Below are 24690 nucleotides of genomic sequence, written 5' to 3'. Positions count from 1 at the left end.
CGGCGAGCTCGCCGAGCAGATCAGGCCCGTGACGTCGGAACGCCGCAGCCGCCGAAGGATCGAACCATGCCCCGGACCGCTCCTCGACCATCGCCATGGCTGCCTCGGCCCCACCCTCGAGGTGGAAGATCACGACCTGGGTGGCCAGGTCGGAGATCCGGGCGGGCAGCGTGATCTCCTCACCCGCCAGACGCCGGGGTGTCCCGGTGCCGTCCCACCGCTCGAAGACCTGGTCCAGGCTCTCCTGCACCTGGCGACCGAGCCCGAGCCTGGCTGCGAGCGCTGCCCCGGCCTCGCAGATGCTGCGTAGGATCCGCCCCTCCTCCTTCGCCCCCACCAGAGCGCGCGCCAACCGTGCCGGACGAGCCCTGCCGCTGCCGCGGCCCGTGCTCAGAGTCAAGGAGAGCATCGCCCGGGCATCGCCGAAGTCGGCCCGCTCGGCACCGGGCCGGGAGCGGAGTTCGTCGCCGCCGAACCACCGTGCCTCCTCCGCCGCGGTCGCCGTGCACCCCAGATGACGGACCAGTGTCGCCAGGTAGACGTCGCGGACGTCGGGTTCTGGCAGGGCCATTGCCCGGGCGATGCCCGTGGCCACCAGACACGAGCGCATCGCCTTCTCCGGCGGCTGGCCCATCCCCAGGTCCGTCGCCACCGAGAGTGCGGCCAGCAGGTCACTGAGCCGGGCCGGCTCGGACGTCATGGTTCGAGTACACACCCTGGCGCACCCGCGAGGTAGCGCGTCCGCCCGACGCCGGCCCCGACGGGTTCGGTCAGTCCCAGCCGCCCACCCACCTCGGCCAGGAGTCCGTCCCGGCGGGTCAGTCGCCCTCGGCGGCCGTGTGGCAGACCGCTTCCACGTTGTTGCCCTCGGGGTCGCGCACGAATGCGCCGTAGTAGCCCGGGTGGTACTCCGGCCACAGTCGTGGCTCGTGCAGCACCTCGGCTCCGGTGGCCACGGCCGCATCGAAGAAGGCCCGCACGGTGGCGGCATCGGGGGCGGTGAACGCGAAGTGGTTCTCCCGGTTGGGTCCGATGCCCTCGAACGTGCTCACCCAGAAGGCCGGCACCTCGGTGCCGTAGCCGATCGCGACGCCGTAATCCATCAGGCGGCGGTGGCCGAGCACCGCGAGCACGGTGTCGTAGAAGCCGGTGGTCTCGTCCCAGTGGGCGGCATTGATGCCGAAGTGATCGATCATGCTGCCAGCATCCCAAGAATCGCGGACAGTGGCGGTCCGCTGCACTCCTCCGACCGAGCAGACCCACGCCCGCCGCGCGACCCGAGCGGTCTCAGACGTGGTTACCCTCTCTGCGTGACCGAACCGCAGACCTCGCCGTACTCCCTGGCTCAGGACGCCGCCGCGACGCTCGCCGAACTGACCGGGATCGCGCGGCACGATCTGGCCCTCGTGCTGGGTTCGGGCTGGCTGCCGGCCGCCGAGGCGCTGGGCGAGACGACCGCCGAGATCGACGCCACCGAACTGCCCGGGTTCTCCGGAGCGGCCGTGGCCGGCCACTCCGGCAGGATCCGCAGCGTCCGCGTCGGCGACCGGCAGGTGCTGGTCTTCCTGTCCCGCACGCACTACTACGAGGGCAAGGGGGTTGCTGCCGTCGTACATCCGGTCCGTACGGCGGCCGCCGCCGGCTGCGGCACGATCGTGCTCACCAACGGGTGCGGGGGGCTCAACCCCGCCTGGGCCCCCGGTACGCCGGTGCTGATCCGTGACCACATCAACCTCACCGGCGCATCTCCCCTGGTCGGCGCCACCTTCGTCGACCTCACCGACCTGTACAGCAGTCGGCTGCGTGGGCTGGCGCGCGACCTCGAACCGGGCCTCGACGAGGGCGTCTACGTGCAGTTCCCCGGACCGCACTACGAGACGCCGGCGGAGGTGCGGATGGCCGGCATCATCGGTGGCGACCTGGTCGGGATGAGCACCACCCTGGAGGCGATCGCCGCTCGCGAAGCCGGGATGGAGGTGCTCGGCATCTCCCTGGTCACCAACCTCGCGGCCGGGATCAGCGACCAGCCACTCGACCATGCCGAGGTGCTGGAGGCAGGGCGCGCCGCCGCCAGCCGGATGGGCGCGCTGCTCGGCAAGATCGTGCCGGTGATCTGACCGTGCCGAGGATCTCGGCCGCCACGGTCCCCGAACACCGCCACCAGGTTCACCGGCGGATCTTCGACGCCTTCGCCGACCTGATGGCGCAGGAGAGCTACGACGCCATCACGATGGCCCGGATCGCCGAGCGCGCGGGGCTCGGCCGGACGGCCATCTACCATCACTTCCCCGACAAGGCGGCCGTGGTGGTCGGGTTCGCCTCGGCGGAGACGGAGGCGTACGTCGCCGAGCTCGAGGAACGCCTGGCCAGCACCCCCGACCCCGTCCTGCGGATGCGCTACTACATCCGCCATCAGCTCGAGGCCGGCCACACCTTCCACATGGGGCTCGGCGTACAGCTCGTGGGCCGGCTGCCGGACTCCTCGCGCAGGGCTATCCGGGCACACGTCACCGCTGTCGAGGACGTCCTGCGGCGCATCCTTGCGGAAGGGGTCGAGTCCGGGACCATGACCGTGCCGGATCCCGACACCGCGCTCGCACTCGTGCACGCCTGTCTGACCCCTCGTGACCTCCCGTCCGAGCAGGTGGAGTCGTTCGTCCTTCGAGCCCTCGGATGCCCCTGACCCGGACCAGCGGGTGCAGCTGCTCTCGAACCTGAGCCGCGCCTCCCGGCATGTCGGGTTGCGCCCGCGGACGGTCGAGAGGCGAGTTCGGTAGCCCGACCGTCCACGGGGTCCGACTCAACCGTCCGGCAGGTCCGATCCGACCGCGACGGGCATGGCCCTGGCCCCGGGGACGTCGGACCCCGGGGCCAGGGTGAGGGCGATCGGTCAGCGAACGCGCGTGCGGATCGTGGTGCCCGTGGGCTGATAGTTGGCGTCACCGCGGTAGGTCGCGCGGACGACCCACCGGCCGGTACCGAGCTTGCGCACCTGGCGCTTGTTCAGCACGACCCGGCTCTGGCCGCGCTGGAGCGTGCGGGTGAGCTGGACCCGCTTACCGGCCTTCTTCAGCACCACCTGGATGCGGCCGGTCGGCCGCGCCGCGACCGCACGCGTCCGGACGACCAGCGTGGCCTTGCGGTTCTTGCGGGGCTTGCTCGCCCAGCGGGTGCTCAGCGTGGTGCGGGCCTTGCGCACCGTGACGGCCTTGGTGACCGTCTTCGGCGCATACGACGCGTTGCCGCTGTAGCTCACCCGCGCGACGTACCTGCCCGCGCGCAGGCCCGAGGGCACGCGCACGGTGGCCACTCCCCCGCGGGCGGCGACCCGCTGGGTGACACCGAGCCCGGCCAGCGAGACCGTGCCCGTCGAGGGCACGCGGACCCGCAGGCTGCCCGCGGAGCCGTAGGTGGTGACGCCGCTGCCGAGGACGCTCACCGTGCTGGGCTTGGGGGCGGGGGGCGGCGGGTTCGGGGTTGTGGGCTTGGTGAAGGTGATCGGGGTGAAGGTCTCGTACGCCGCCTGCTTCGCCCCGCCGCCGGCGTAGGTGTAGATGCCGTACTCGGTCAGGCTCGGGTCGGTGGCCTTCGCGTCGATGGCTGCCCTGTCGACCTCCAGCTCCGCCGTGAAGCTGCCGTCCGGGCGCAGCTCGATCGCGCCCGCTGCGGGGCCGCCGATGGTCTCCATGTCCTCGGCGTTCACGGCCCAGGCCACATCGCCGTTCACCCGAGCGGTGCTGGGCGCCCCCTGGGAGGGCTCCCAGGCGTCGGCGTACTTGCCGACGGCGACATAGGCACCGGAGGGCTTACCGGCCAGCGGCGGCCGAGTGCCGGTGGCCAGGGCCGGATCGAAGCCGGTGCCCTCGACGGTCACGGTCGCGGTCTCGTCGCTGTCGAACTCGGTGCCGCTGACCGTGACCTTCCCGGCCGTCTGGCTCGCGTTGACCGCCACCGAGAGGGGTCGGGCGGCCTTGCGGGCGTCCGCACCGCCACCGCTGCTGTACCAGTACGACGAACTGCCGGTGCGCTGCTGGAAGTCGACGAAGTCCTGCGGGAAGGAGCCCCAGTTCGCACCGGTCCGCGCCTGCGGGGTGGCGTTCGTCGGAGCGTCGTAGTGCACGCCCTGATAGTCCGGCGTGACCTCGATGCCCTCGGGGGTGACGTCCACATCGGGCAGGGTGGCGAGAGTGACCTCGGTGTCGGGGAGGGCCTCCCACTTGGTCGGGTCGTCCATCGCGGTGCCGTAGCCGCCGAGGGTGGCGGTCAGGGTGCCCTCGCCGTCCTCCACGTTCAGTTGCGGGTCCGAGACGGTGAAGTAGGTCATCCCCGAGTAGAAGATCACGCTGAAGTCTCCGTCCCAGCTCAGCCGGGCGTCATCGGCGTCGGCGTCGAGGATGCCGGTGCCGGCATCGATGACGACCTGATGGGCGCTGTGCTTCCCATTCGTGTCGACCTTCTCCCCGGCAGGCGTGGTGTTGGTGCCGGCCCAGGTGGTGGTGGCGTAGGAGCCGTCGGCCTGCTGCTTCTCGATGGTGACGTTGCCATCGGTCGCCTTCCAGCCGGCGGCGGCGCCGTTGGTCCAGGTGGCCCCCTCATCGGCGGCCTTGAGCATCAGGCCGCCCACGCCGGGGTTGCCGATCTTCCCGGCCGAGAACAGGTTGAACGTCCCTGGCGCGTAGCCGGCGCTGTTGGATTCGTCGTTGATCCCCCAGCGGAACTGGGCGTCGGTGACGGCGACCCGGTCCGCGGCGTGGGCGGGCGAGACAGCCAGCATGGCCAGGGTCGGTGCGACGAGCCCGACCGCCACGCTCGCGCCCAGGGCGCTTCGGGTGCGGGGTGAGGACATGGTGTGCCTTTCGGGTGGGTGCCGGAGGGATCCGGGCATGGGTGGGAGCGCACGCGGCGGCCCGAGCGGCACGTGCCGGTGATGGATGAGTGAGGGGAGGTCGGTTGGCGATGGACCGGTCGGTCAGGGCGTACGACGCCCCGGACCGAACGTGGAGATCAGCAGTCCGGCGGTGCCGAGCAGGGCGGCTCCGCCTGCCCACCACGGCCACGGCGGAAGCCCCCCGTCCGGCTCCACCGAGGCGACGGGCAGCACCGTCCCGAGCGGCATGGCGCCCATGACGGTGGTCCCGCCGGCCGCGACCGGAGCGGTGTTTCCGGCAGGCTGGGCGGCACCCCCGGGAGATGTCGGGGCCGGCGTCGAAGTGGCCTCGGAGGGATCATCGGTCTCGCCGGGTGGCAGGACCGGGTCGTTGCTGATCGGGTCGGGGGCATCCTCGGTGGGGTCCTGAGGGGACGGCGGCGGCACCGGGCTGCTGGCGTCGTAGCTCACGGTCATCGGGAGGGCCGGCTTGGCCTTGTCGCTGGACCCGCCACTGGAGTACCAGTACGAACCGGTCCCCGCGCGGCGCTGGTAGTCGACGAAGGACTGCGGGAAGGCGCCCCAGTGCTTCCCCGTGCGCACCTGGCCCGGGGATGGCACCGAGACCTTCACCCCGCGGTAGGCGGGGGTCCGGGTGAAACCGAGCTCGGTCGACAGGTCGACGTGCCCCAGGTCTGCGAGGGTGACCCGAGTCGCGGAGACCGGTTCCCATTTGCTCTGGTCGTCCATCGAGGAGCCGTAGCCGCCGAGGGTGGCGGTGATCTTGACCCGGCCGGCGGTGGCCGTGAGCACCGGATCGGTCACGTAGAAGAAGGACATCCCGCTGTAGTAGGCGACGGTGAAACTGCCCTTCCAGGCGATCCGCCCGTCCCCGGTGGTCGTGTCCAGCGCACCGGTGCCGCCGGAGAGCACCACCTGGTGCCCCGAGTACCCGCCCGCAGTCGCACTCGGGAGGGCCTTCCCGTCCGTTCCCGTGCTCAGACCGGCCCAGGTGGCCGGCTGATAGGCAGCCGAGGAGTCGAGATACTTCTCGATCTCGACATTGCCCGAGCTCGCCGACCAGCCGGCCGCCCTACCGTTGGGCCAGGTGTCGGCATCGGACAACATCTGCCCGCCCTCACCCGGATCGCCGAGTCTGCCCGCGGAGAGGAAGTTGTAGGTGCCGGGCGCGAAGGCCCGGTTGTTGCTCTCGTTGTTGAGCCCCCACCGCAGTTGGGCGTCGGTGATCTCGACGCCTCCCCCGGGCACCGACGTGGGTTCCCCGGTCGGGTCCTCGGCCGGACCCTCGGTGGGGTCCGAAGTCGGTTCTTCGGTGGGATCGGCAGGCCCTCCGGGGGTGACCGGATCGCCGGCGTCGTAGCTCACCGTCATCGGGAGGGCCGGCTTGGCCCTGTCGCTGGATCCACCGCTGGAGTACCAGTACGCCCCGGTGCCGGCGCCGACCTGGTAGTCGACGAAGGACTGGGGGAAGGACCCCCAGTGCGCGCCGGAGCGCACCTGGGCGGGCTCCGTCCCCTGCACCCTCACCCCCCGGTAGGCCGGTGTGGCGGTGAAGCCGAGCTCGGCCGACAGGTCGATGCGTCCCAGGTCGGCCAGGGTGACCTGCTTCGAGGAGACCGGCGCCCACTGGGTCATGTCGTCCATCGAGGATGCGTAGCCACCGAGGGTGGCGGTCACGGTCGCGACGCCGTTCTCGAGGTTCAGCACCGGATCGCTGACGTAGAAGAAGGACATTCCGCTGTAGTAGACGACGGTGAAGCTGCCCTCCCAGGCGATCCGGCCGTCCCCGGTGGTCGTGTCCAGCGCACCGGTGCCGCCGGAGAGCACCACCTGGTGCCCCGAGTACACGCCCGCTGCCGCGCCCGGGAGGCTCTGCCCGTCCGGGCCGGTGCGCAGCCCGGCCCAGGTCGCCGGCGCGTAGGTCCGGGTGGCGTCGAGATACTTCTCGATCTCGACATTGCCCGAGCTCGCCGACCAGCCGGCAGCCTTGCCGTTGGACCAGGTGCCGGGGCCGGCCATGGTCTGGCCGCCCTCACCGGGATTGCCCACCTTGCCGGCGGAGAGGAAGTTGTAGGTGCCGGGCGCGAAGGCGCGGTTGTTGCTCTCGTTGTTGACACCCCACCGCAGCTGGGCGTCGGTGACCTCGAGGGCGGTCGGGGCGTTCGTCTCGTCGCCGGGGTCCGCACCCGCGGCAGGCCAGGCGGACGAGCCGACGGAGACCATGCCTGCCATCGCGAGCAGGGCGACCGCCACGGCGGTGCCCAAGACCGCAAGCAGCGCGGGCAACGACCGGTGCTCACGCGACACGGGCGGCCTCCTTGCGACGGGTGCTGCGTCGGCGACGCCGCACCACCACGGCGACCGTCGCACCGGCCAGCGCGAGCAGGGAGACCCCGAGGAAGAGGTACGCCGGCCACACCGCTCGTTCCTCGTCCTGCTCCGTGCTCACGGCCGCAGGCTCCAGCACGGCGAAACTGACGGTGGGCTTGGCTCCCGAGGCGGCACCGCTGAGCCGGAGCAGGTGTGTACCGCCGGTGGTGTCGGCCGGCAACTGCAGCACTCCTGCGACCTCACCGCTGGGCCCGGCGCTGATCGGGCCGACCGCGGCCATCCCGTCATCGAAGGACGCAACGACCTGCTCGCCCGGGAGGAACCCGCCACCGGTGAAGGTCAGGACCCGACCGACCACGGCGGTGGACCTGTCGACCGTCACCTTCGGCTTGCCGCGCCGCACGGTCGAGGTGGGCGCGGCAGTGGTACCCGGCGTGGGTCGGGTGGTCGTCGCGGCGGTGTCGTCCTGCTGCGCCGGCGCGGCGGTGCCCTCATCGGAGTCGTCGCCGGAACCGTCACCGGCGTTCGAGTCGCCCTCGGCCCGGAGGTCCTCGAACTGCACGGGGGTGAAACTCTCGTTGCTGCTGTTGACGACGCCGTGTGCGCCGATGGTGATGATCCCGCAGGTGACCTTCTGGCAGTCGACGGTAGTGGCGTTGCCCTCGCGGTCGGCGGACTGGAAGGTTGCGCCGGGGATCACCAGCCGCGTGGACCAGCTGCCGTCGGCCTGCACGGTGCCGCCGTTGGCGGCACCCGCGGTGTCGCTCCCGGGGAAGGCGACGAAGCGCTGGTAGCCGGCGTTGTTCTTGGACTCGCTGTCAGGGACGTAGAGGTAGTCCTGGCCGGTCTGCCCTCCCTGGCTGGGCCGCCAGCCGTCCTTCACCATGCCGAAGAAGACGTAGATGCCGCCGTGACCGCCTTGGATCGACTGGAAGCCGCTACCGGAGACGGTCACCGTCGTGGCGTAGTCGGGATCCGCGACCGGGTCGCCGGACTCGTTGGCGACGCTCACTCGCCCCGCGGCCTCGGCGTGCGGGCTCGCCCCGACCAGGACGACCGACGGGACGGCCGCCAGCGCGGTCACCAGCAGCCATCGCCACCGACTCGCCCGTCCTCCCCGGCGGGTCCGGGGCCCGGACCGCTGTCCCGTCATCGTGCGGACGCCCCTGGCGCGTTCTCCTCGGTGCTCGGTGCGGTGCCGCTTCGGGTGCCGGCGGCAGAGGGGGCGGCGAGGTCACCGTCCGACCCCAGCCGCCGCGGTACGACGAGCAGCCGGTCGCGGTGCCGGATGACGTCGACGGGGTGGTCGTAGACCCGGCCGATCAACTCATGATCGAGCACCTGCGTAGGAGGCCCGTCGGCCACGACGACACCCCGGTCCAGGACACAGAGCCGGTCGGCGTACGCCGCCGCCAGGCTCAGGTCGTGCACGACGGCCACCACCGCGGTCCCGCCCGCGGCGAGCCGGCGCGCCTCAGCGAGCACCTGCTCCTGGTGACGCAGGTCGAGGGCGGCGGTCGGCTCGTCGAGCAGGACGAGCTCGGTCTCCTGGGCCAGCACCCGGGCGAAGGCCACCCGGGCCTTCTCGCCGCCGGAGAGCGTGGGGAAGCTGCGGTCGGCCAGGCCGAGCACCTCGGTGCGTTGCATCGCGTCGGCCACCACGTCGTCATCGGCCCGTTCACGGTCGGTGCGAGCCCACGGGGCACGTCCCATCCGGACGACCTCGACCGCGGGGAACCCGAAGGCGACCCGGTGCTCCTGCGGCAGGACGGCGCGGCGGCGGGCCAGGGCGAGGTTCTTCCACTCCGATACCGCGCGTCCGTCGAGCGTGGCCGCGCCGGTGTCGGGCGGGAGATCACCGGACATCACGCCGAGCACGGTCGACTTCCCGGCGCCGTTGGGGCCCACCAATGCGACGAGTTCACCGGGCACGACCCGGAGGTCGACGCCGCTCAGGACGGTCTTGGCCTCGAAGCTGACACAGACCCGGTCGAGTTGCAGCATCAGGCCCACCCGCCCGCGGTCCGGCGCGTGCGGCGCAGCAGCCAGAAGAAGAACGGGCCACCCACCAGGGCGGTGAGCATGCCGATCGGCAGGTCGGCGTACGGCACCGCCGTCCGCGCCACCAGGTCGGCCAGGAGCAGCAGCAGAGCACCACCCAGTGCGCTCGCGGGGATCAGCAGCCGGTGGCCAGGGCCGATCACCATGCGGATCAGATGCGGCACCACCAGGCCGACGAAGCCGATGATCCCGGCGAAGGAGACACCGGCCGCGGTCAGGACCGCGACGAGCACGATCGCGACCATGCGGACCTGCTCCACATGGATACCCACGTGTCGCGCGGCCCGGTCACCCAGGGCGAGGACATCGAGCCGGCGGGCGAGGACCAGCGCGCCGGCCAGGCCGACGGCCACGAACGGCACCACCACGGCGACGTACACCCATCGGGTGCCGTTGAGGGAGCCCAACTGCCAGAAGATGATCTCCTCGCGCGCCTGGGTGTCGGCGAGGAAGAGCATCAGGGCCAGACCGGCGCTGCAGACCGCGTTGACCGCGATCCCGGTCAGCACCAGCGTGACGACCTCGGTACGCCCGTCAGCACGCGAGAGCAGGTAGACCAGCACAGTCGTCACCAGCCCCCCGACGAAGGCGAAGACCGGCACCGTCCAGGCGCCCAGCAGGCCGATCTGGAACACGATCACGACGGCCGCCGCCAGGGCTGCGCCGGTGGACACACCGACGACTCCCGGTTCGGCGAGCGGGTTGCCGAAGACGCCCTGCATCAGGGCGCCGGCTGCGGCGAGCGCGCCGCCTACCAGGACGGCGAGCACGACCCGCGGGAAGCGCACGGTCCACAGGGTGACCTCCCCCTGCGGGTGGGCGGGCAGCGGTCCGACGTCCAGCCCGATGCGGTGCAGGACGGCACCGAGCACCTCGTCGGCGGGGATCTGCAGTTGACCGCGTCCGGCGGCGAGCAGCACGGTGACCACCAGACCGATGCCGAGTCCCGAGAAGAGCAGGACGGCGCGCAGGTTCCGGGTGCGCGGGAGCACCGCCGAGGGCCGCTCGGTGGCAGCCAGTACGGCGGTGGCGGTCCGCTCACTCATCGGACGCCTCGGCTGCCGACGGGGCATAGATCGCGACAGCGAGGGACTCGAGCACCTCGGCCGTGCGCGGTCCGTAACCCAGGATGGCAGAGTCCTGCATGTCGACGATGCGCTTTCGCTGCCCGGCCGGTGTCTGGGCGAGCGCGGGGAGCCGCTCCAGCAGCCCGTCGACCCCGCCGACGGACTCGAGACCCTTGGTCATCATCAGGATGAGCTCGGGCTGCGCGGCGATGATGCCCTCGTCGGTGACCGGCTTCATCCCGCTCCAGCCGATCTCCTCGGCCACGTCGTACCCGCCGACGCCGGAGATGAGGTCGTCGGCGCCGGAGCCCTCGCCGAACATGTAGTAGACCCCGGCCTGCCCGCGGACGTAGAGGAACACGGTGCGGAGCTGATCCTGGACAGCGCCCGGTGCGACCTTCGCGATCTCGGCTCGGGCCGCCTCGATCTCGCTCTCGGTCCGTCGGGCGAGCTTCTTCCCCGCCTCCGTTACACCGAGCGAGCGCGCGACCTCACGGGTCAGGGAGCCGACCGAGTCGATGCCGCGGTGCGAATCCATGACGACGACGGGGATCCCGGCATCGCGCATCTGCAAGATGACGTCCCAGGGGCCCAGCGAGGTGTCGGTGAGGATGACCGTGGGGTCCAGGGCGAGGATCTGCTCGGCCACGAGTTCGTGGCCGTTGCCGGTCACCAACGGCAACTCGGAGGCCTCCGCGAACTGGGTGGAGATGTCTCGCCCCACCACCTGACCCCCGAGACCGAGCTCGAAGACGGTCTGGGCCAGGGTGCCGTAGATGTCCAGTGCCAGGATCCGACTGGTGTCGGTGACCGTCACCTCGGTGCCCTGGGCATCGGTGACGGTGACCGGGAGCTGCTGCTTCGGATCCTCGACGATCGGGCGCACCGCCTGCTCGCCCAGCGAGGCGTGGGTCGCCCCCTCGTAGCTTTTCGGATCCGCCAGCGCTTCGGCGTCGGCGAGCGAGACGGTGGTGCCGTCCTCCGCTTCGGTGTCGCCGCCGGTGCCGGGCAACTCGGCGCACCCGGCCACGAGCAGCCCCGCGATCACGAGCCCACTCAGCAGGCTCGCGATCCGCCACGGTCCACGGCGCCCGAGTGGCCGTTGGGTCCCAACATTCACGCCGTTTGTCTCCCTCATCCAAATTTGCTTAGGCTTCCCTCACTAAGGTTTGCCTAAAAAGATCATGGACAAGTTCCAGACCACATGTCAAGATCTTCTCGACAACACGTCAGCAACATGCCCGTCGAGGAGCCCCACGTGACCGCGCCCCAGATCGTCATCCCCCGCCCTTCCCTCTCCATCGCGATGAAGGAGGGGTCGGCCGTGCAGCACGAGGCGGCCGAGGGATCGTCGTTCGTCAGCGAACTCCTCGCGGGTCACGTGGACGGCCGGGGCTACGCCGCCTACCTGCGGCGGCTCCGGATGATCTACGCCGCGCTCGAGGAGACCGGCCGGCAGCTGAGCGCCGACCCGGTGGTCGCCGCCGTACACGACCCGGGGCTCGACCGACTCGCGGCGCTCGACGCCGACCTCGCCCACTGGGCGCCCGGTGCGTCCGTCGACGTCGGCTCACCCGCTGCGGCGAGGTACGCCGCACGCATCCGCGCCTCGGCGGAATGGGGTGGCCTCTACCTCGCCCACCACTACACCCGCTACCTCGGCGACCTCTCCGGCGGTCAGGCGATCGGTCGGATCCTCGATCGCACCTTCGCGCTCGGCGGTGCCGGGCTCGCCTTCTACGAGTTCCCCGCCGTGCCCAAGCCGAAGCCGTACAAGGACGCCTACCGCGCCCGCCTCGACGCGCTCGCCCTCTCCCCCGCTGCGGTCGAGCGGGTGGTGGCGGAGGTGCAGGTCGCGTTCCGGCTCAACCAGGACCTCTTCGACGAGCTCAGCACCCCTCGGTCGGACGCGCGCGGCTGAACGCCTCCGTGAGGCCCGCTCGACAGCCGGCCATCATCCGGGCGTGGTTCCAGCGCAGCAGCGGCCCCGCCACCCGGGCTGCGGCGGCCAGCGGCCCACCGACCTCGGCGGTCTGCTCCCAGGTCAGCCGGGTGCTGCCGGCTGCGGTGGGGTGCAGGTGCCAGCGCACCCAGCCGTCCAGGTCCCCGCTGAGCGCGACCTCGAGCGTGGGCGGGGTCCGTGACACCGCGTGCAGCCCGAGGTCGAGCGTGTACGGCAGCACCGAGCGGCACAGCACCCGGGCATCGTCCGGGCCGACCTTGGCCACCGCCAGCACCTGGGGCCACCACGCCGGATAGTGCTCCAGGTCGACCAGCATCGCACCCAACTCCTCCGGCGTGCCGGCGATCGGCCAACTCTCCTCGAACTCGAAGCGCGCCCGCATCCCGCCACGGTACGGCGAAGGCCCACCGCATCCCGGTGACCGGAGCCGCAGGTGTCGCGACCGGTGTCGCGCCGCCCCACGATGGGCGTCCGAGCCAGGGGCGCTGCGGCCGCGGCCGGACGGGTCCGACCGGCACGGATATCGTCGCTGCATGAGCGATCTCCTCGCGCAGGCGCGGGCCTGGCTCGCCGACGACCCCGACGAGCAGACCCGGGTCGAACTCGGTGCCCTGATCGAGGCCGTCCCGGACGATCCGGCCGCCCACGCCGAGCTGGCCGACCGGTTCTCGGGGCCGCTGGAGTTCGGCACCGCCGGGCTGCGTGGGGCCCTGGGCGCCGGGCCGCACCGGATGAACCGGGTGGTGGTGATGCGGGCCGCCGCCGGGCTGGCGGCGTACCTCGCTGCCTCGGGGTTCGAGGGCGGCCGCGTGGTGGTCGGGTACGACGCCCGGCACAACTCCGACGTGTTCGCCGCTGACACGGCGCGGGTCATGACGGGGGCGGGGTTCGAGGCGCTGGTGCTGCCGCGACCGCTGCCCACCCCCGTGTTGGCCTTCGCGATCCGCGACCTCGGCGCGGTGGCGGGGGTGATGGTGACCGCCAGCCACAATCCGCCGCAGGACAACGGGTACAAGGTCTACCTGGGTGACGGCAGCCAGATCGTCCCACCGATCGACGCCGACATCGCGGCCCGGATCGCGGAGATCGGGCCGGTCTCGGGGCTGCCGCTGGGCGGGCCCGGCCGCACGCTCGAGGAGACCGTGCTCGCGCGCTACCTCGCCTCGGTGACCCGTCTGGTCGAGGACGGCCCGCGCGACCTCGACCTGGTCTACACGCCACTGCACGGCGTCGGGGGCGAGAGCGTGGAGCGGGTGCTGACCGGCGCTGGGTTCGCCCCGCCGCGGACGGTGACCAGGCAGTCCCACCCCGACCCGGAGTTCCCCACGGTCGCCTTCCCCAACCCCGAGGAACCGGGGGCGATGGACCTGGCGATGGCCCTCGCCGAGGCGACCGGCGCAGACCTGGTGGTCGCCAACGACCCCGACGCCGACCGCTGCGCCGCCGCCGTGCCCGGACCGCACGGGTGGCTGATGCTGCGCGGCGACGAAGTGGGCGCGCTGTTGGCCCACCACCTGCTCCGGCGCGGGGTCGGCGGCACCTTCGCCGCCTCGATCGTCTCCTCCTCCCTGCTGGCGGCGATGGCGGATGCTGCAGGGGTCAGACACGTGGAGACCCTGACCGGGTTCAAGTGGATCAGCCGGGTCCCCGGGCTGAGCTTCGGCTACGAGGAGGCGCTCGGCTACTGCGTCGATCCCGCGCACGTCCGCGACAAGGACGGCGTCTCGGCACTGCTGCTCCTGTGCGAACTGGCCGCGCGGGAGAAGGCGGCCGGTCGCACACTGGTCGACGTCCTCGACGACCTGGCCCGCGCGCACGGCCTGCACGCCACGGACCAGCTCTCGCTCCGCGTCACCGACCTCGACCTCATACGGGTCGCGATGGCCCGTCTCCGCGCCTCTCCCCCGACCGTCCTCGGTGGGCTTCCGGTCACCTCTGTCGACGACCTCGCCGAAGGTTCCGCGGCACTGCCGCCCACCGAAGGGCTGCGCTACCTGCTGCCCGGCGCCCGGGTGATCGTCCGCCCCAGCGGCACCGAGCCCAAGCTCAAGTGCTACCTCGAGGTGGTCGTGCCGGTGGAACCGGACGGCGATGTCGACGCCGCCCGGATCTCTGCCGCCGGACGCCTCGACGCCCTACGCACCGAACTCCGGGACACCCTGGGACTCTGAGGCGCCTGCATCATCCCTTGCGTCTCAGGCGTCACCGAACGCAGGCGAAAGTGGCACCTCCTGGCCGATTTTTCGGCCAGGTAGCGTCACTTTCCCCGGTTCACCGGGGAAAGTGACGACTCGCCCCTCACAGCACGAGCAGCCACACCAGGGCCGCGGTGAGCACGACCAGCCCGGCGATCTCCGGCCAGGCCCAGGTCCGTCGTACCTGCGCGGCGAGAGCGGCCTGCGCCTCGGTGTGAGGCTTCAGCCCGGCGTCGTGCATCGCCAGCTTGGACCGGTGATCGATGGAATCGGCGACGTGATCGGGATAGAGGAGATCCTTGCTCAGTTGCGCGGGCTCGCCGTGCGGATGGCGACGGGCCCGGGCCACCTTGAGGTAGGAGTGCCCGATCGCGGCACTGATGTAGCGCTTGCCGCCCACCCACAGGGCCAGCACCTGCCGGACGGTGACGTTCTCGACCCCCGCGAGCGGCAGGTACGTCGTGGAGAGCATGCCCCGCATGACGACCTCGTCCTCGCTCACCCCGAGCCGGGGTCGCAGCATCGCCACCCAGGCACCGAGCGCGAGCAGGAACGCCCCCGCCACACCCGCCGGGGCAGCACCGGTGTCGGTGCCGACGCCGAGGGAGAAGGCCAGCAGTGCGACCGCGGTCGCGATCCCCAACCATCCCACCACGCTGCCGCTGGTCGGCCGGAACCATTCGACCGGGGGCTTGCTGCTCGTCACACCGGCAAGGGTAGTGAAGGCCCCCACGCCCGCCTCTATGCTGGGGCGGTGAATCGTGCCGCGATGCCGTCTCCCTCCGCCGCCGAGATCGCGGGGATCATCGACCACACCCTGCTCAAGCCGGAGGCGACCCGTGCCGAGGTGGACGCATTGGTCGCCGAGGCGGTCGAGCTGGGCACCTACTCGGTGTGTGTCTCCCCCTCGATGCTCCCGGTGCGCGTGCCCGAGGGCAGCGACCTCCGGGTCGCCGTGGTGTGTGGCTTCCCCAGCGGCAAGCACACCACCCGGGTCAAGGCCGTCGAGGCCGCCGAGGCGCTCACCTATGGTGCCGACGAGATCGACATGGTGATCGACGTCGGCGCAGCCCGGGAAGGTCGCTACGACGACGTCCGGGCCGACATCGCCGGCGTGCGGGCGGCGGCGCCCGCGCCAGTCGTCCTCAAGGTGATCATCGAGTCGGCGGCGCTGGACGAGGAGCAGATCGTCGGCGCGTGCCGTGCGGCCGAGCAGGCCGGCGCCGACTTCGTGAAGACCTCGACCGGGTTCCACCCGGCGGGCGGCGCCACCGTGCAGGCAGTCCGGCTGATGCGCCGGACCGTGCCGTCGCTGGGAGTCAAGGCCTCCGGCGGCGTCCGCACGCTCGAGCAGGCGCGCGCGATGGTGGCCGCCGGCGCCACCCGGCTGGGGGTCTCCGGCAGCCGGGCCCTGCTGGCCGGCGCCGAGCAGGCACCCACCGGGTACTGACCCGCCACCGATGGCGCGGGTGATCGTCCTGGCCGGGCCGTCCGGGGCCGGCAAGTCCAGGCTGGCGCGGCGGCTGGGTCTGCCGCTGCTGCGTCTCGACGACTTCTATCGCAACGGCTCGGACCCGGCCCTGCCCCGGATCGCGGCTGGGCCCAACGCCGGGCTGGTCGACTGGGACCACCCCGACAGTTGGCTCGCCGAGGAAGCGCTGGCCGCCGTCCTCGGGGTGTGCCGCGAAGGGCGCGCCCAGGTCCCCCTCTACGACCTGGCCCACGACGGCCGCTGCGGGTGGCGCCAACTCGACCTCGGCGGTGCCGACCTCTTCGTCGCCGAGGGCATCTTCGCCCAGCACATCGTGGAGCCCTGCCGCGACGCCGGTGTCCTCGCGGCGGCGTACTGCGTGACCCAGCGGCCGCTCGTCACCTTCGGCCGCCGGCTGGTCCGCGATCTGCGGGAGCGCCGCAAGCCACCCCTCGTGCTGGTCCGACGTGGCCTGGCCCTGATGCGGGCCCAGCCCCGGGTGGTGGCCGACGCCGCGAGCGCGGGATGTACGCCGGTGACTCCCGATCAGGGCTTCGACGCGGTACAACGGCTCCGTGACCTGTGATGGTGATCACGGATGAGCCTCCCGTTCGGTCCGGTGCTCAGGCAGCCGGACGGGTACTCCTGTGGTGCCGCCTGCATCGTGGTCGCTCGGCTGCTGCGCACCCGGGTGACCCCGCTGGCCTCGGCCTTCGCCCCTGACGTCCTGCGCACCCATCGCGAACTCGTCGGCCTCACCGACCGTGAGGGACACGCCCAGCTCCCCTGGCCGCGACACCTCGGCACCCCACCGTGGGCGATCGCTCATGCCCTGGCCGGCATCGAGGGGGTCCCGTACGCCGTCAAGGTCGCCCGCCACGAGCCCGAGAGCCTGTTCGCCGCCGCCCGGGACGCGGTCGGAGAGGGCCGTGCCGGCCACCCCGTCGCCCTCTACGTCGGCAATCGGTTCCTGCCACGCCACGTCGTACTCGCCCTCGAGCCGAGCGACACCGGCGCGCTGCGCTGCTACGACCCTGCCTCCGGCACCCTGCGCACCGCCTCCCCCTGGGCCTTCACCCACGGCGAACTCCACCTCGGCGGCTGGACCCATCCCTGGTTCGTCGTCCTCCCGCACTGAGCCGATGACCCAACGCCGGGTCGATCCGGTCGGCCCCGGTCGAGTCGCGCGGTTGGGCGGGCGGAGGAGCGGCTGGGTCAGCGGAGGGCGGCGTAGCCGGGCCGGATGACCTCGCGGATGGTGGCGTAGCGCTCGTCGTAGGGGACGAAGGCGGACTTCATCGCGTTGACGGTGAACCACTCGAGCGTGTCCAGGCCGTAGCCGAATGCCTGGACCAGGGCCCACATCTCCTGGGTCATCGAGGTGCGGCTCATCAGCCGGTTGTCGGTGTTGACCGTCACCCGGAACCTCGCCCGGGTCAGGAGTCCGATCGGGTGCTCGGCGATGGCCAGGGCGGCGCCGGTCTGGAGGTTGGAGGTCGGGCAGAGCTCGAGGGGTATCCGGGCGTCCTTGACGTAGGCCGCCAGCCGGCCGAGCCGCAGGGTGCCGTCGGCCTCCTGGGTGATGTCGTCGACCAGTCGGACGCCGTGGCCCAGTCGGTCGGCGCCGCAGTATTGCACCGCCTCGTGGATCGACGGGAGGCCGAATGCCTCGCCCGCGTGGATGGTGAAGTGTGCGTTGTGACTGCGAAGGAACTCGAAGGAGTCGAGGAATCGGGTCGGCGGGTAGCCGGCCTCCGGGCCGGCGATGTCGAAACCGGCGACCCCGCGATCACGCCAGGCGACCGCGAGCTCGGCGATCTCCAGGGCGCGGGCGGCGTGGCGCATGGCGGTGAGCAACTGCCGGACCACGATCCGGCCACCGGCCGCGCTCACCGCCGCGGTGCCTTCGTCCAGTCCCTGCTGCACCGCCGCCACCACCTGGTCCAGGGTGAGCCCGCCCTCCACGTGCAGTTCGGGTGCGTATCGGATCTCGGCGTACACCACGCCGTCCGCGGCGTGGTCCTCGACCGCCTCGCGGGCCACTCGGCGTAGCGCCTCGGCGCTCTGCATCACGGCCACGGTGTGCCCGAAGGTCTCCAGGTAACGCTCCAGGCTGCCGGAGTCGGCGGCCTGGAAGAACCACTGCTCGAGCGCCTCGGCGGTGTCGGCGGGTAGGTCGTGCCCGATCTGGCCTGCCAGCTCGCGCACCGTCGCGGGCCGCAGACCGCCGTCGAGGTGGTCGTGCAGGACAACCTTGGGGGCCTGATGCACCGTGTCGTGGGTCACGGTAGGTTCCATGGCGCAATCCAATCACCGAGCCAAGACATTGGCAGACCGAACAGGACGATCGACATGCGCGTCTTCTCCAGCAACGACGAACTAGCCGCCGCCATCGGCGAGGAGCTCGGCCCCACCGAATGGTTCGAGGTCGACCAGGAGCGGGTCAACGCCTTCGCCGACGCGACCGGCGACCACCAGTGGATCCACGTGGACGTGGAGCGTTCCGAGTCCGGACCCTTCGGCGGCACCATCGCGCACGGCTACCTCACCCTCTCGCTCATCCCGCAGTTCAGCCCGCAGCTGTTCAGCCTGGAGACGCCCGGCGCCAAGCTCAACTACGGCGTCAACAAGGTGCGCTTCCCCAACCCGCTGCGCGTCGGCAAGCGGATCCGCGCGAAGGCCGCCATCGCCGGCCTCACCGACCTCCCGATGGGCAAGCAGATGACGGTGAAGTACACCGTCGAGATCGAGGGCGAGGAGAAGCCCGCCTGCGTCGCCGAGACCGTCGTGCTCCTGCTGGACAGCTGAGGTCCTCCCCTTCTGCCGGCCGCGTCGGTCAAGGCCTCTCCCCTGAGGCCTCGGCCGGCTCGGCCCGACCTCCGCTCCTGCCGGGTCCGGCCCTCGTCGCCCCGGCCTCCGCTGCCCGGCCAGTACGCCGGTGGTGTGGGTCAGATGATGCGGTCGAGGACGAGCGGGGCGGGGGTGTGCGAGTCCCCGATCTCCCAGCCGCCGTCGAGGGCGGCGAGCGCGCGCTCGAACCTGGCCGGCTCGTCGGTGTGCAGGGTGAACAGCGGCTGCCCAGCGCTGACCCGCTCCCCCGGCCGGGCATGCCACTCCACGCCGGCGGCGGGCTGCACGGGGTCCTCCCGGCGCGCGCGACCGGCACCGAGCCGCCACCCGGCCAGGCCCACCGCCATCGCGTCCAGCCGGGTGAGCACCCCGGCCCTCGGTGCCGTGAGCACCTCGGTCTCCCGGGCCTTCGGCAACGCCGCGTCCGGGTCACCCCCCTGAGCCGCGATCATCGCGCGCCAGGTGTCCATCGCCGACCCGTCGGCGAGCTTCTCGGCCGGGTCGACGCCGGTGACACCGGCCCCGGCGAGCATCTCGCCGGCCAGCGCGAGGGTCAGTTCGACCACATCGGGCGGTCCGCCGCCGGCGAGCACCTCGACCGATTCGGCCACCTCGAGGCCGTTGCCGGCGCACCGGCCCAGCGGCGTACCCATGTCGGTGAGCAGCGCCGTGGTGCGCACCCCGGCGTCGGTGCCGAGGTCGACCATCGTGCGCGCCAGCTCGCGAGCGTCCTCGAGCGAGGTCATGAAGGCGCCCGACCCCACCTTGACGTCGAGGACCAGCGCTCCGGTGCCCTCGGCGATCTTCTTGCTCATGATCGAGGAGGCGATCAGTGGGATCGCCTCGACCGTGCCGGTGACATCGCGCAGCGCATACAGCTTCTTGTCCGCCGGAGCCAACCCGGCGCCGGCGGCGCAGATGACCGCACCTACGTCCTCCAGCTGCGCCATCAGCTCGGGGTTGCTCAGCTCGGCCCGCCACCCCGGGATCGCCTCCAGCTTGTCGAGGGTGCCGCCGGTGTGGCCGAGCCCCCGCCCCGACAACTGGGGTACGGCGACCCCGCAGGCGGCCACCAGCGGCGCCAGCGGGAGGGTGATCTTGTCACCGACTCCCCCGGTCGAGTGTTTGTCCGCGGTCGGCCGGGAGAGGCCGGAGAAGTCCATCCGCTCCCCCGAGGCGATCATCGCGGAGGTCCAGCGGACGATCTCGAGGCGGTCCATGCCGCGCAGCAGGATCGCCATCGCCAGCGCGCTCATCTGCTCCTCGGCGACCAGGCCCCGGGTGTAGGCGTCCACGACCCAGTCGATCTGGGAGTCGCTGAGTCGCCCGCCGTCCCGCTTGGCCCGGATCACCTCGACCGCGTCGTGCCGCTCAGCCATGACTGTCCGCCTCCTCGAGGTCGTCCGCGCCGAAGGCGTCGGGGAGAACCTCGCGCATGGTGCGGACTCCGGCCCTGGTCTGCAGCAGCAGCGCGGGGCCGCCGTTCTCCCACAGCAACTGGCGGCAGCGGCCGCACGGCATGATCAGTTCACCGGCACCATTGACGCAGACGAAGTGCGTCAGCCGCCCGCCACCGGTGAGGTGGAGTTGGGAGACCAGCCCGCACTCGGCACACAGGACGACGCCGTACGCCGCGTTCTCGACGTTGCAGCCCCGCACCAGCCGACCGTCGTCGACGACCGCGGCCGCACCCACCCGATAGCCGGAGTACGGCGCGTAGGCGTGGGTGGCGGCCTCACTGGCGCGGGCGCGCAGCTCGACCCAGTCGAACTCCTCAGCCATCTCCCTCATCCCTTCACGTAGGGTTCCCCGTCGGCCGCCGGCGGGCGGACCCGGCCGACGAACCCGGCCACGGCGATCAACGTGACCAGGTAGGGCGAGGCCCGCAGCAGCTCCCCGGGGATCTTGTCGAGGAACGCCAGTTGCGCCTGCAGGGTGAAGCAGAAGCCGAACAGGCAGGCGGACAGGGTGGCGCCGATGGGGTGCCAGCGCCCCATGATGACCGCGGCGAGCGCGATGAAGCCGTTACCGGCCGAGGCGTTGGAGTCGAAGGACCCGGTGGATCCCACGGTGAAGTAGGCCCCACCCAGGCCGGCCATCGCGCCGCCGAGCAGGACGGCCTGCCAGCGGAGTCGGTTGACCTTGATGCCGACCGTGTCGGCGGCCTTGGGGTGCTCGCCCACCGCCCGGACACGCAGGCCCCAGCGGGTCTCGAAGAGCAGCAGGGTGGAGCCGGCCACCGCGACGTACATCAGGTAGACCAGCAGGTTCTGGTCGAACAGGGTCGGGCCCAGCAGCGGGATGTCGGAGAGCACCGGGATGGCGATGCGCTGGAGGATCTCGGGCTCGTTGAGCTCTCGGGGCAACTGGCTGAGCAGGAAGTCGGTGAGCCCCGTGGCCAGCGCGATCAGGACCACGCCGAGCACCACCTGGTTCATCTGGTAGCGGAGTGCGAAGAAGCCGAGCAGCACCGAGAGCGCGACTCCGGCGACGAGTCCACCGACCAGTCCGAAGGTCGCGCTGCTCACGACGGTGGCCGCGAGCGCGGCGAAGTAGGCGCCCACCAGCATCTGGCCCTCGATGGCGAGGTTGATGACCCCGGCACGTTCACACAGACAGCCGGCCATCGCCCCCAGGATCAGCGGAGTGGACAGGCGCACCGTGCCGGGCAGCGGGTTGAGCAGCGCGGTCGGAGTCTCGGTCATCTGGTCGCCGTAGCTCCAGATCAGGAAGGAGAGCACGAACGCGAGCCCGACCGCGAGATAGATCAGGGTGCCCGCCCAGCCGCGGGGCACCCGGTTGACCGCGGCCAGGCCGAGGGCGACCAGCGCGAGCAGGAAACAGAGGACCAGGGCCACCGCACCGTCGAAGGTCGACACGTCCTCGCCCTCGCCGAGGCGGTAGGGGATCACGGCGTCCTCGGTGCTGAGCCAGAAGACCAGGGTGAGCACGGCGACGATGGCGAAGACCACCAGCTGACGGATCTGGCGGACCACGTCGGCCCGGTCGCGGATGTCGACCGTGCCCTCCTCGGTGATCGCGGCGGCGGTCATGCTCCCCATCCCTTCGCCAGCAGGGTGGTGCCGCCACCCTGGTCCTTGAACCGCATCAGCGCCTTGACGAAGGTCGGCGCGGCGACGAACAGCACGATCAGCGCCTGGATCACGGCGGTGAGCTCCTTCGGCGTCCCGACGCTGGCCTGCATCGCCACGCCGCCGACGCTCATCGCCCCGAAGAGCAGACCGGCCAGGACGGTGCCCACCGGGCTCGCCCGGCCGAGCAGGGCCACGGTGATCGCGTCGAAGCCGATCGAGCCGACCAGGGTCGGGCTGAGGGCATTGCCCTCGCCGAGCACGTTCATGGCGGCCGCCAGTCCGGCCAGCGCTCCCGCGATGACCATGGCGACGGTGTAGACGACGGTGGTGCTCATGCCCGCGGTGCGGGCGGCGTTCGGGTTGGCCCCCACCGCCCGCAGTTCGAAGCCGAGCGTGCTCCGGTCCAGCACCCACCACACGAGTACGGCGGCCAACAGGGCCAGCAGCACCCCGAGGTGCACACCGCCGATGCTCGGGAACCTCGCCGTGTCCAGCGGCTGCGGGGAGAGCGCGTTGTCGCTGCCGGGTCGCTGGAAGGCATCCTTGCTCAGCGCGTAGAGCAGGACGCTGGCCGCGACGTAGTTGAGCATGATCGTGGTGATCACCTCGTGCGCACCGGCCTGCGCCTTGAGCACCCCAGCGACACCGCCCCACAGCGCACCGCCGATCAGGCAGGCCACCAGCGCGCACAGCAGGTGCAGACCCGCAGGCAACTGCCAGGCGAAGGCGACATAGCCGCCGATCAGCGCGGCGATGGTCATCTGGCCCTGGGCGCCGATGTTGAACAGGCCGGCGCGGAAGGCGAACGTCACGCCCAGGCCGGCACAGATCAGCGGCGCCGAGCGTTCCAGGGTGCTGGCGATCGCATGCCAACTGCCCAGCGAGCCCTTCAGCATCGCCCAGTACGACGAGCCGATGGCGTCGGCGGCCGCGACGAAGAAGTCACCGGGGTAGGTGAACAGGTTCGGCAGGGTCTCGACGACGTCCTCGTCGCTGAAGGCGATCAGCACGGCGCCGATCAGCAGTGCGATCGCGAAGGCGGCGAGCGTGACCTTGGCGCTGGCCCACCAGCCGGCGGTCATTCGGAGGCTGCTCATACCCTCTCCTCGCCGGTGTCGGTGGCGCCGGCCATCAGCAGGCCGATCTGCTCGCGCGGGATGTCGGGGGTGACGGTGCCGACGATGCGGCCGTCGTACATGACCGCGATCCGGTCGGAGAGCGCGTAGATCTCGTCGAGCTCGGTGGAGACGATGACGACCGCGGTGCCGCGGTCGCGCTCGGCGATGATCCGCCGATGGATGAACTCGATCGACCCGACGTCGACCCCTCGGGTCGGCTGGGAGGCGACGAGGAGCTTCAACGGTCGGGAGAACTCCCGCGCCACCACGACCTTCTGCTGGTTGCCACCGGAGAGCGCGGAGACCGGCGTCTGGTCGGACTCGGTGCGGATGTCGAACTCCTCGATCCGCTCCTGGGCATTGGTCGCGATGTCGTCGAGGCGCAGTGCCATCCCGCGGGCGAACCGGTCGTCGCGGTAGAGGTCGAGGATGAGGTTCTCCCGCACCGAGAAGCTCCCGACGTTGCCGTCGTGTGAGCGGTCCTCGGGGATGTAGCCGACGCCGGCCTCGAGGCTGCGGCGGGGTCCGTGGCCGCTGATGTCGTTGCCGTCCAGGCTGATCACCCCGGTGTCCGGCCTGATCAGCCCGATCAGCGCCTTGACCAGCTCGGTCTGCCCGTTGCCCTGGACGCCGGCGACGCCGAGCACCTCACCGGCGCGCACCTCGAACCCGATGTCCTTGACGACCTGGTGGCCGCGGGGGTCGGTGACGGTGAGGTGCTCGACCTGCAGGACTGTGTCGCGCCTGGTGGACGGCTCCTTGTCGACCACCAGCTTGACCGAGCGGCCGACCATCATCTCGGCGAGCTCCGCCTCCGAGGTGCTCGGATCGGCGGTGCCCACCACCCGGCCACGGCGGATCACGCTGATCCGGTCGCCGACCGCCTTCACCTCACGCAGCTTGTGGGTGATGAAGATGATCGAGGTGCCTTGGTCCCGCAGCTCCCGCATGATCTGCATCAGCTCCTCGATCTCCTGCGGGGTCAGCACCGCGGTCGGCTCGTCGAGGATGAGCACCTTGGCGTTGTGCGAGAGCGCCTTGATGATCTCCACCCGCTGCTGGACCCCGACCGGGAGATGCTCGACCAGCGCCTCGGGATCGACCTTGAGTCCGTACTGCTGTGAGAGTGCCCGCACCCGCTCGGTGGCCTGCCCGCGGTTGAGGAAGACCCCACCGCGCACGCTCTCATCGCCGAGCATGACGTTCTCGGCGACCGTGAACACCGGCACCAGCATGAAGTGCTGGTGCACCATCCCGATCCCGGCCGCGATGGCGTCGCCCGGCGTGGCGAAGCTTCGAGGCACCTCGTCGATCAGCACCTCGCCCTCGGACGGGTCGAGCAGGCCGTAGAGCATGTTCATCAGCGTCGACTTGCCGGCGCCGTTCTCGCCGAGCAGGCAGTGGATCTCGCCCGGTTCGATGGTCAGGTCGATGTGGTCGTTGGCCACGAAGTCACCGAAGCGTTTCGTGAGACCCCGGATCTCCAACTTCATGTGTGCTCCTGCCGCAGAGATGGACGGGACCGCCTGCACCCGACGTTAGGCCAAAGATCGCCTCGGTGGGCGCTGCCGCGACACGGGACCGGGGCAACCCGGCAGGGCTGCCCCGGTCCGGTCATCGCCTCGTGGACCGGCGGCCGATCGAGCCGGCC

Annotated in this window: 23 protein-coding genes and 1 pseudogene; 8 read left to right on the top strand and 16 right to left on the bottom strand. The window is 71.5% G+C overall.

All coding sequences use genetic code 11. The features are described 5' to 3' along the window. Nucleotides 1-112 precede the first annotated feature (112 nt). Together G515_RS23765 and G515_RS0107025 are read right to left on the bottom strand one after the other, a co-directional pair. Nucleotides 113-409, bottom strand: a pseudogene (locus tag G515_RS23765) (HD domain-containing phosphohydrolase); the annotation flags it as partial. Between the two features lie 409 nt (nt 410-818). Next, nucleotides 819-1196 (bottom strand): VOC family protein, encoded by a 378-nt coding sequence (locus G515_RS0107025; protein WP_028659590.1) that lies wholly within the window; start codon nt 1194-1196, stop codon nt 819-821. 114 nt (nt 1197-1310) lie between these two features. Between G515_RS0107025 and G515_RS0107020 the strand changes: the two genes are divergently transcribed. Further along, nucleotides 1311-2117 (top strand): purine-nucleoside phosphorylase, encoded by an 807-nt coding sequence (locus tag G515_RS0107020; RefSeq protein ID WP_028659589.1) that lies wholly within the window; start codon nt 1311-1313, stop codon nt 2115-2117. A gap of 2 nt (nt 2118-2119) precedes the next feature. Continuing rightward, on the top strand, nt 2120-2683 hold the full coding sequence (locus G515_RS0107015) for a TetR/AcrR family transcriptional regulator (RefSeq protein ID WP_028659588.1): 564 nt from the start codon (nt 2120-2122) through the stop codon (nt 2681-2683). A gap of 207 nt (nt 2684-2890) precedes the next feature. On the opposite strand, the gene G515_RS22555 is transcribed toward G515_RS0107015, so the two are convergent. The 6 genes from G515_RS22555 to G515_RS0106985 all read right to left on the bottom strand — a co-directional run bounded on the left by G515_RS22555 (nt 2891) and on the right by G515_RS0106985 (nt 11467). Then, on the bottom strand, nt 2891-4846 hold the full coding sequence (locus G515_RS22555) for an HtaA domain-containing protein (RefSeq protein WP_051217974.1): 1956 nt from the start codon (nt 4844-4846) through the stop codon (nt 2891-2893). A 123-nt stretch (nt 4847-4969) separates the two neighbouring features. After that, nucleotides 4970-7195, bottom strand: coding sequence for a hypothetical protein (locus tag G515_RS19965; RefSeq protein ID WP_051217973.1), 2226 nt, complete (start codon nt 7193-7195; stop codon nt 4970-4972). Beyond that, the gene (locus G515_RS19960; RefSeq protein ID WP_051217972.1) at nt 7185-8303 is read right to left on the bottom strand and encodes a hypothetical protein; all 1119 of its coding nucleotides are present in this window, start codon (nt 8301-8303) and stop codon (nt 7185-7187) included. Before G515_RS19960 ends, G515_RS19965 begins: the two co-directional genes overlap by 11 nt. 65 nt (nt 8304-8368) lie before the next feature. Next, a complete protein-coding gene (locus tag G515_RS19955) occupies nt 8369-9223 on the bottom strand; it encodes a heme ABC transporter ATP-binding protein (RefSeq protein ID WP_084653289.1) in 855 nt (284 codons plus the stop codon). Next, nucleotides 9223-10299, bottom strand: a complete 1077-nt coding sequence (locus tag G515_RS0106990; RefSeq protein WP_028659587.1) for a FecCD family ABC transporter permease — start codon at nt 10297-10299, stop codon at nt 9223-9225. Before G515_RS0106990 ends, G515_RS19955 begins: the two co-directional genes overlap by 1 nt. Before the next feature lie 19 nt (nt 10300-10318). Continuing rightward, a complete protein-coding gene (locus tag G515_RS0106985) occupies nt 10319-11467 on the bottom strand; it encodes a heme/hemin ABC transporter substrate-binding protein (protein WP_245565280.1) in 1149 nt (382 codons plus the stop codon). 138 nt (nt 11468-11605) lie between these two features. Between G515_RS0106985 and G515_RS0106980 the strand changes: the two genes are divergently transcribed. After that, on the top strand, nt 11606-12268 hold the full coding sequence (locus G515_RS0106980) for a biliverdin-producing heme oxygenase (protein ID WP_036554808.1): 663 nt from the start codon (nt 11606-11608) through the stop codon (nt 12266-12268). Here G515_RS0106980 and G515_RS0106975 read toward each other — a convergent pair. Next, a complete protein-coding gene (locus G515_RS0106975; protein WP_028659584.1) occupies nt 12237-12692 on the bottom strand; it encodes an SRPBCC family protein in 456 nt (151 codons plus the stop codon). The genes G515_RS0106980 and G515_RS0106975 overlap by 32 nt on opposite strands. Before the next feature lie 151 nt (nt 12693-12843). Between G515_RS0106975 and G515_RS0106970 the strand changes: the two genes are divergently transcribed. After that, nucleotides 12844-14481, top strand: coding sequence for a phospho-sugar mutase (locus tag G515_RS0106970; RefSeq protein WP_028659583.1), 1638 nt, complete (start codon nt 12844-12846; stop codon nt 14479-14481). 127 nt (nt 14482-14608) lie between these two features. On the opposite strand, the gene G515_RS0106965 is transcribed toward G515_RS0106970, so the two are convergent. Further along, nucleotides 14609-15211: a hypothetical protein gene (locus G515_RS0106965; protein ID WP_036554735.1), complete on the bottom strand. Its 603-nt coding sequence runs from the start codon at nt 15209-15211 to the stop codon at nt 14609-14611. Between the two features lie 63 nt (nt 15212-15274). Between G515_RS0106965 and deoC the strand changes: the two genes are divergently transcribed. From deoC to G515_RS22550, 3 genes are read left to right on the top strand one after another with little or no spacing between them, the layout of a single operon-like run. Next, nucleotides 15275-15955: a deoxyribose-phosphate aldolase gene (deoC, locus tag G515_RS0106960; RefSeq protein WP_028659581.1), complete on the top strand. Its 681-nt coding sequence runs from the start codon at nt 15275-15277 to the stop codon at nt 15953-15955. 10 nt (nt 15956-15965) lie between these two features. Then, the gene (locus G515_RS0106955; protein WP_028659580.1) at nt 15966-16562 is read left to right on the top strand and encodes an ATP-binding protein; all 597 of its coding nucleotides are present in this window, start codon (nt 15966-15968) and stop codon (nt 16560-16562) included. A gap of 12 nt (nt 16563-16574) precedes the next feature. Further along, entirely contained in the window at nt 16575-17114 is a 540-nt protein-coding gene (locus G515_RS22550; protein WP_051217970.1) for a hypothetical protein, read from the top strand. A gap of 77 nt (nt 17115-17191) precedes the next feature. On the opposite strand, the gene G515_RS0106945 is transcribed toward G515_RS22550, so the two are convergent. Continuing rightward, a complete protein-coding gene (locus G515_RS0106945; RefSeq protein ID WP_028659579.1) occupies nt 17192-18274 on the bottom strand; it encodes an adenosine deaminase in 1083 nt (360 codons plus the stop codon). A 54-nt stretch (nt 18275-18328) separates the two neighbouring features. Here G515_RS0106945 and G515_RS0106940 point away from each other — a divergent pair, with 54 nt between their 5' ends. Further along, nucleotides 18329-18784 (top strand): MaoC family dehydratase, encoded by a 456-nt coding sequence (locus G515_RS0106940; RefSeq protein ID WP_028659578.1) that lies wholly within the window; start codon nt 18329-18331, stop codon nt 18782-18784. Nucleotides 18785-18924: 140 nt separating this feature from the next. Here G515_RS0106940 and G515_RS0106935 read toward each other — a convergent pair whose 3' ends face one another. Genes G515_RS0106935 through G515_RS0106915 form a run of 5 tightly spaced genes read right to left on the bottom strand, consistent with a single transcriptional unit; the run spans nt 18925 to nt 24532 of the window. Further along, entirely contained in the window at nt 18925-20205 is a 1281-nt protein-coding gene (locus G515_RS0106935) for a thymidine phosphorylase (protein WP_028659577.1), read from the bottom strand. Next, a complete protein-coding gene (locus G515_RS0106930) occupies nt 20198-20608 on the bottom strand; it encodes a cytidine deaminase (protein WP_245565278.1) in 411 nt (136 codons plus the stop codon). Before G515_RS0106930 ends, G515_RS0106935 begins: the two co-directional genes overlap by 8 nt. Before the next feature lie 5 nt (nt 20609-20613). Continuing rightward, on the bottom strand, nt 20614-21879 hold the full coding sequence (locus tag G515_RS0106925; protein WP_028659575.1) for an ABC transporter permease: 1266 nt from the start codon (nt 21877-21879) through the stop codon (nt 20614-20616). Next, the gene (locus G515_RS0106920) at nt 21876-23018 is read right to left on the bottom strand and encodes an ABC transporter permease (protein ID WP_245565276.1); all 1143 of its coding nucleotides are present in this window, start codon (nt 23016-23018) and stop codon (nt 21876-21878) included. The genes G515_RS0106925 and G515_RS0106920 overlap by 4 nt, the downstream gene beginning before the upstream one ends. Further along, nucleotides 23015-24532, bottom strand: a complete 1518-nt coding sequence (locus G515_RS0106915; RefSeq protein ID WP_028659573.1) for an ABC transporter ATP-binding protein — start codon at nt 24530-24532, stop codon at nt 23015-23017. The genes G515_RS0106920 and G515_RS0106915 overlap by 4 nt, the downstream gene beginning before the upstream one ends. Nucleotides 24533-24690: the final 158 nt, after the last annotated feature.

The sequence above is a fragment of the Nocardioides insulae DSM 17944 genome (assembly GCF_000422825.1).
Lineage (GTDB): Bacteria > Actinomycetota > Actinomycetes > Propionibacteriales > Nocardioidaceae > Nocardioides > Nocardioides insulae.
Note: the sequence above shows the minus strand (reverse complement) of the source record. Positions and strands in the feature narration are given on the sequence as shown.

Bases quoted from the DNA above. Each gene is read 5' to 3' on its own strand.
- G515_RS0106945 (WP_028659579.1), bottom strand. From the start codon at position 18,274: ATGGAACCTACCGTGACCCACGACACGGTGCATCAGGCCCCCAAGGTT.
- G515_RS22555 (WP_051217974.1), bottom strand. From the start codon at position 4,846: ATGTCCTCACCCCGCACCCGAAGCGCCCTGGGCGCGAGCGTGGCGGTC.
- G515_RS0106930 (WP_245565278.1), bottom strand. From the start codon at position 20,608: ATGGCTGAGGAGTTCGACTGGGTCGAGCTGCGCGCCCGCGCCAGTGAG.
- G515_RS0106970 (WP_028659583.1), top strand. From the start codon at position 12,844: ATGAGCGATCTCCTCGCGCAGGCGCGGGCCTGGCTCGCCGACGACCCC.
- deoC (WP_028659581.1), top strand. From the start codon at position 15,275: ATGCCGTCTCCCTCCGCCGCCGAGATCGCGGGGATCATCGACCACACC.
- G515_RS0107025 (WP_028659590.1), bottom strand. From the start codon at position 1,196: ATGATCGATCACTTCGGCATCAATGCCGCCCACTGGGACGAGACCACC.
- G515_RS0106940 (WP_028659578.1), top strand. From the start codon at position 18,329: ATGCGCGTCTTCTCCAGCAACGACGAACTAGCCGCCGCCATCGGCGAG.
- G515_RS0106975 (WP_028659584.1), bottom strand. From the start codon at position 12,692: ATGCGGGCGCGCTTCGAGTTCGAGGAGAGTTGGCCGATCGCCGGCACG.
- G515_RS19955 (WP_084653289.1), bottom strand. From the start codon at position 9,223: ATGCTGCAACTCGACCGGGTCTGTGTCAGCTTCGAGGCCAAGACCGTC.
- G515_RS22550 (WP_051217970.1), top strand. From the start codon at position 16,575: ATGAGCCTCCCGTTCGGTCCGGTGCTCAGGCAGCCGGACGGGTACTCC.
- G515_RS0106920 (WP_245565276.1), bottom strand. From the start codon at position 23,018: ATGAGCAGCCTCCGAATGACCGCCGGCTGGTGGGCCAGCGCCAAGGTC.
- G515_RS0106915 (WP_028659573.1), bottom strand. From the start codon at position 24,532: ATGAAGTTGGAGATCCGGGGTCTCACGAAACGCTTCGGTGACTTCGTG.
- G515_RS0106955 (WP_028659580.1), top strand. From the start codon at position 15,966: ATGGCGCGGGTGATCGTCCTGGCCGGGCCGTCCGGGGCCGGCAAGTCC.
- G515_RS0106925 (WP_028659575.1), bottom strand. From the start codon at position 21,879: ATGACCGCCGCCGCGATCACCGAGGAGGGCACGGTCGACATCCGCGAC.
- G515_RS0106935 (WP_028659577.1), bottom strand. From the start codon at position 20,205: ATGGCTGAGCGGCACGACGCGGTCGAGGTGATCCGGGCCAAGCGGGAC.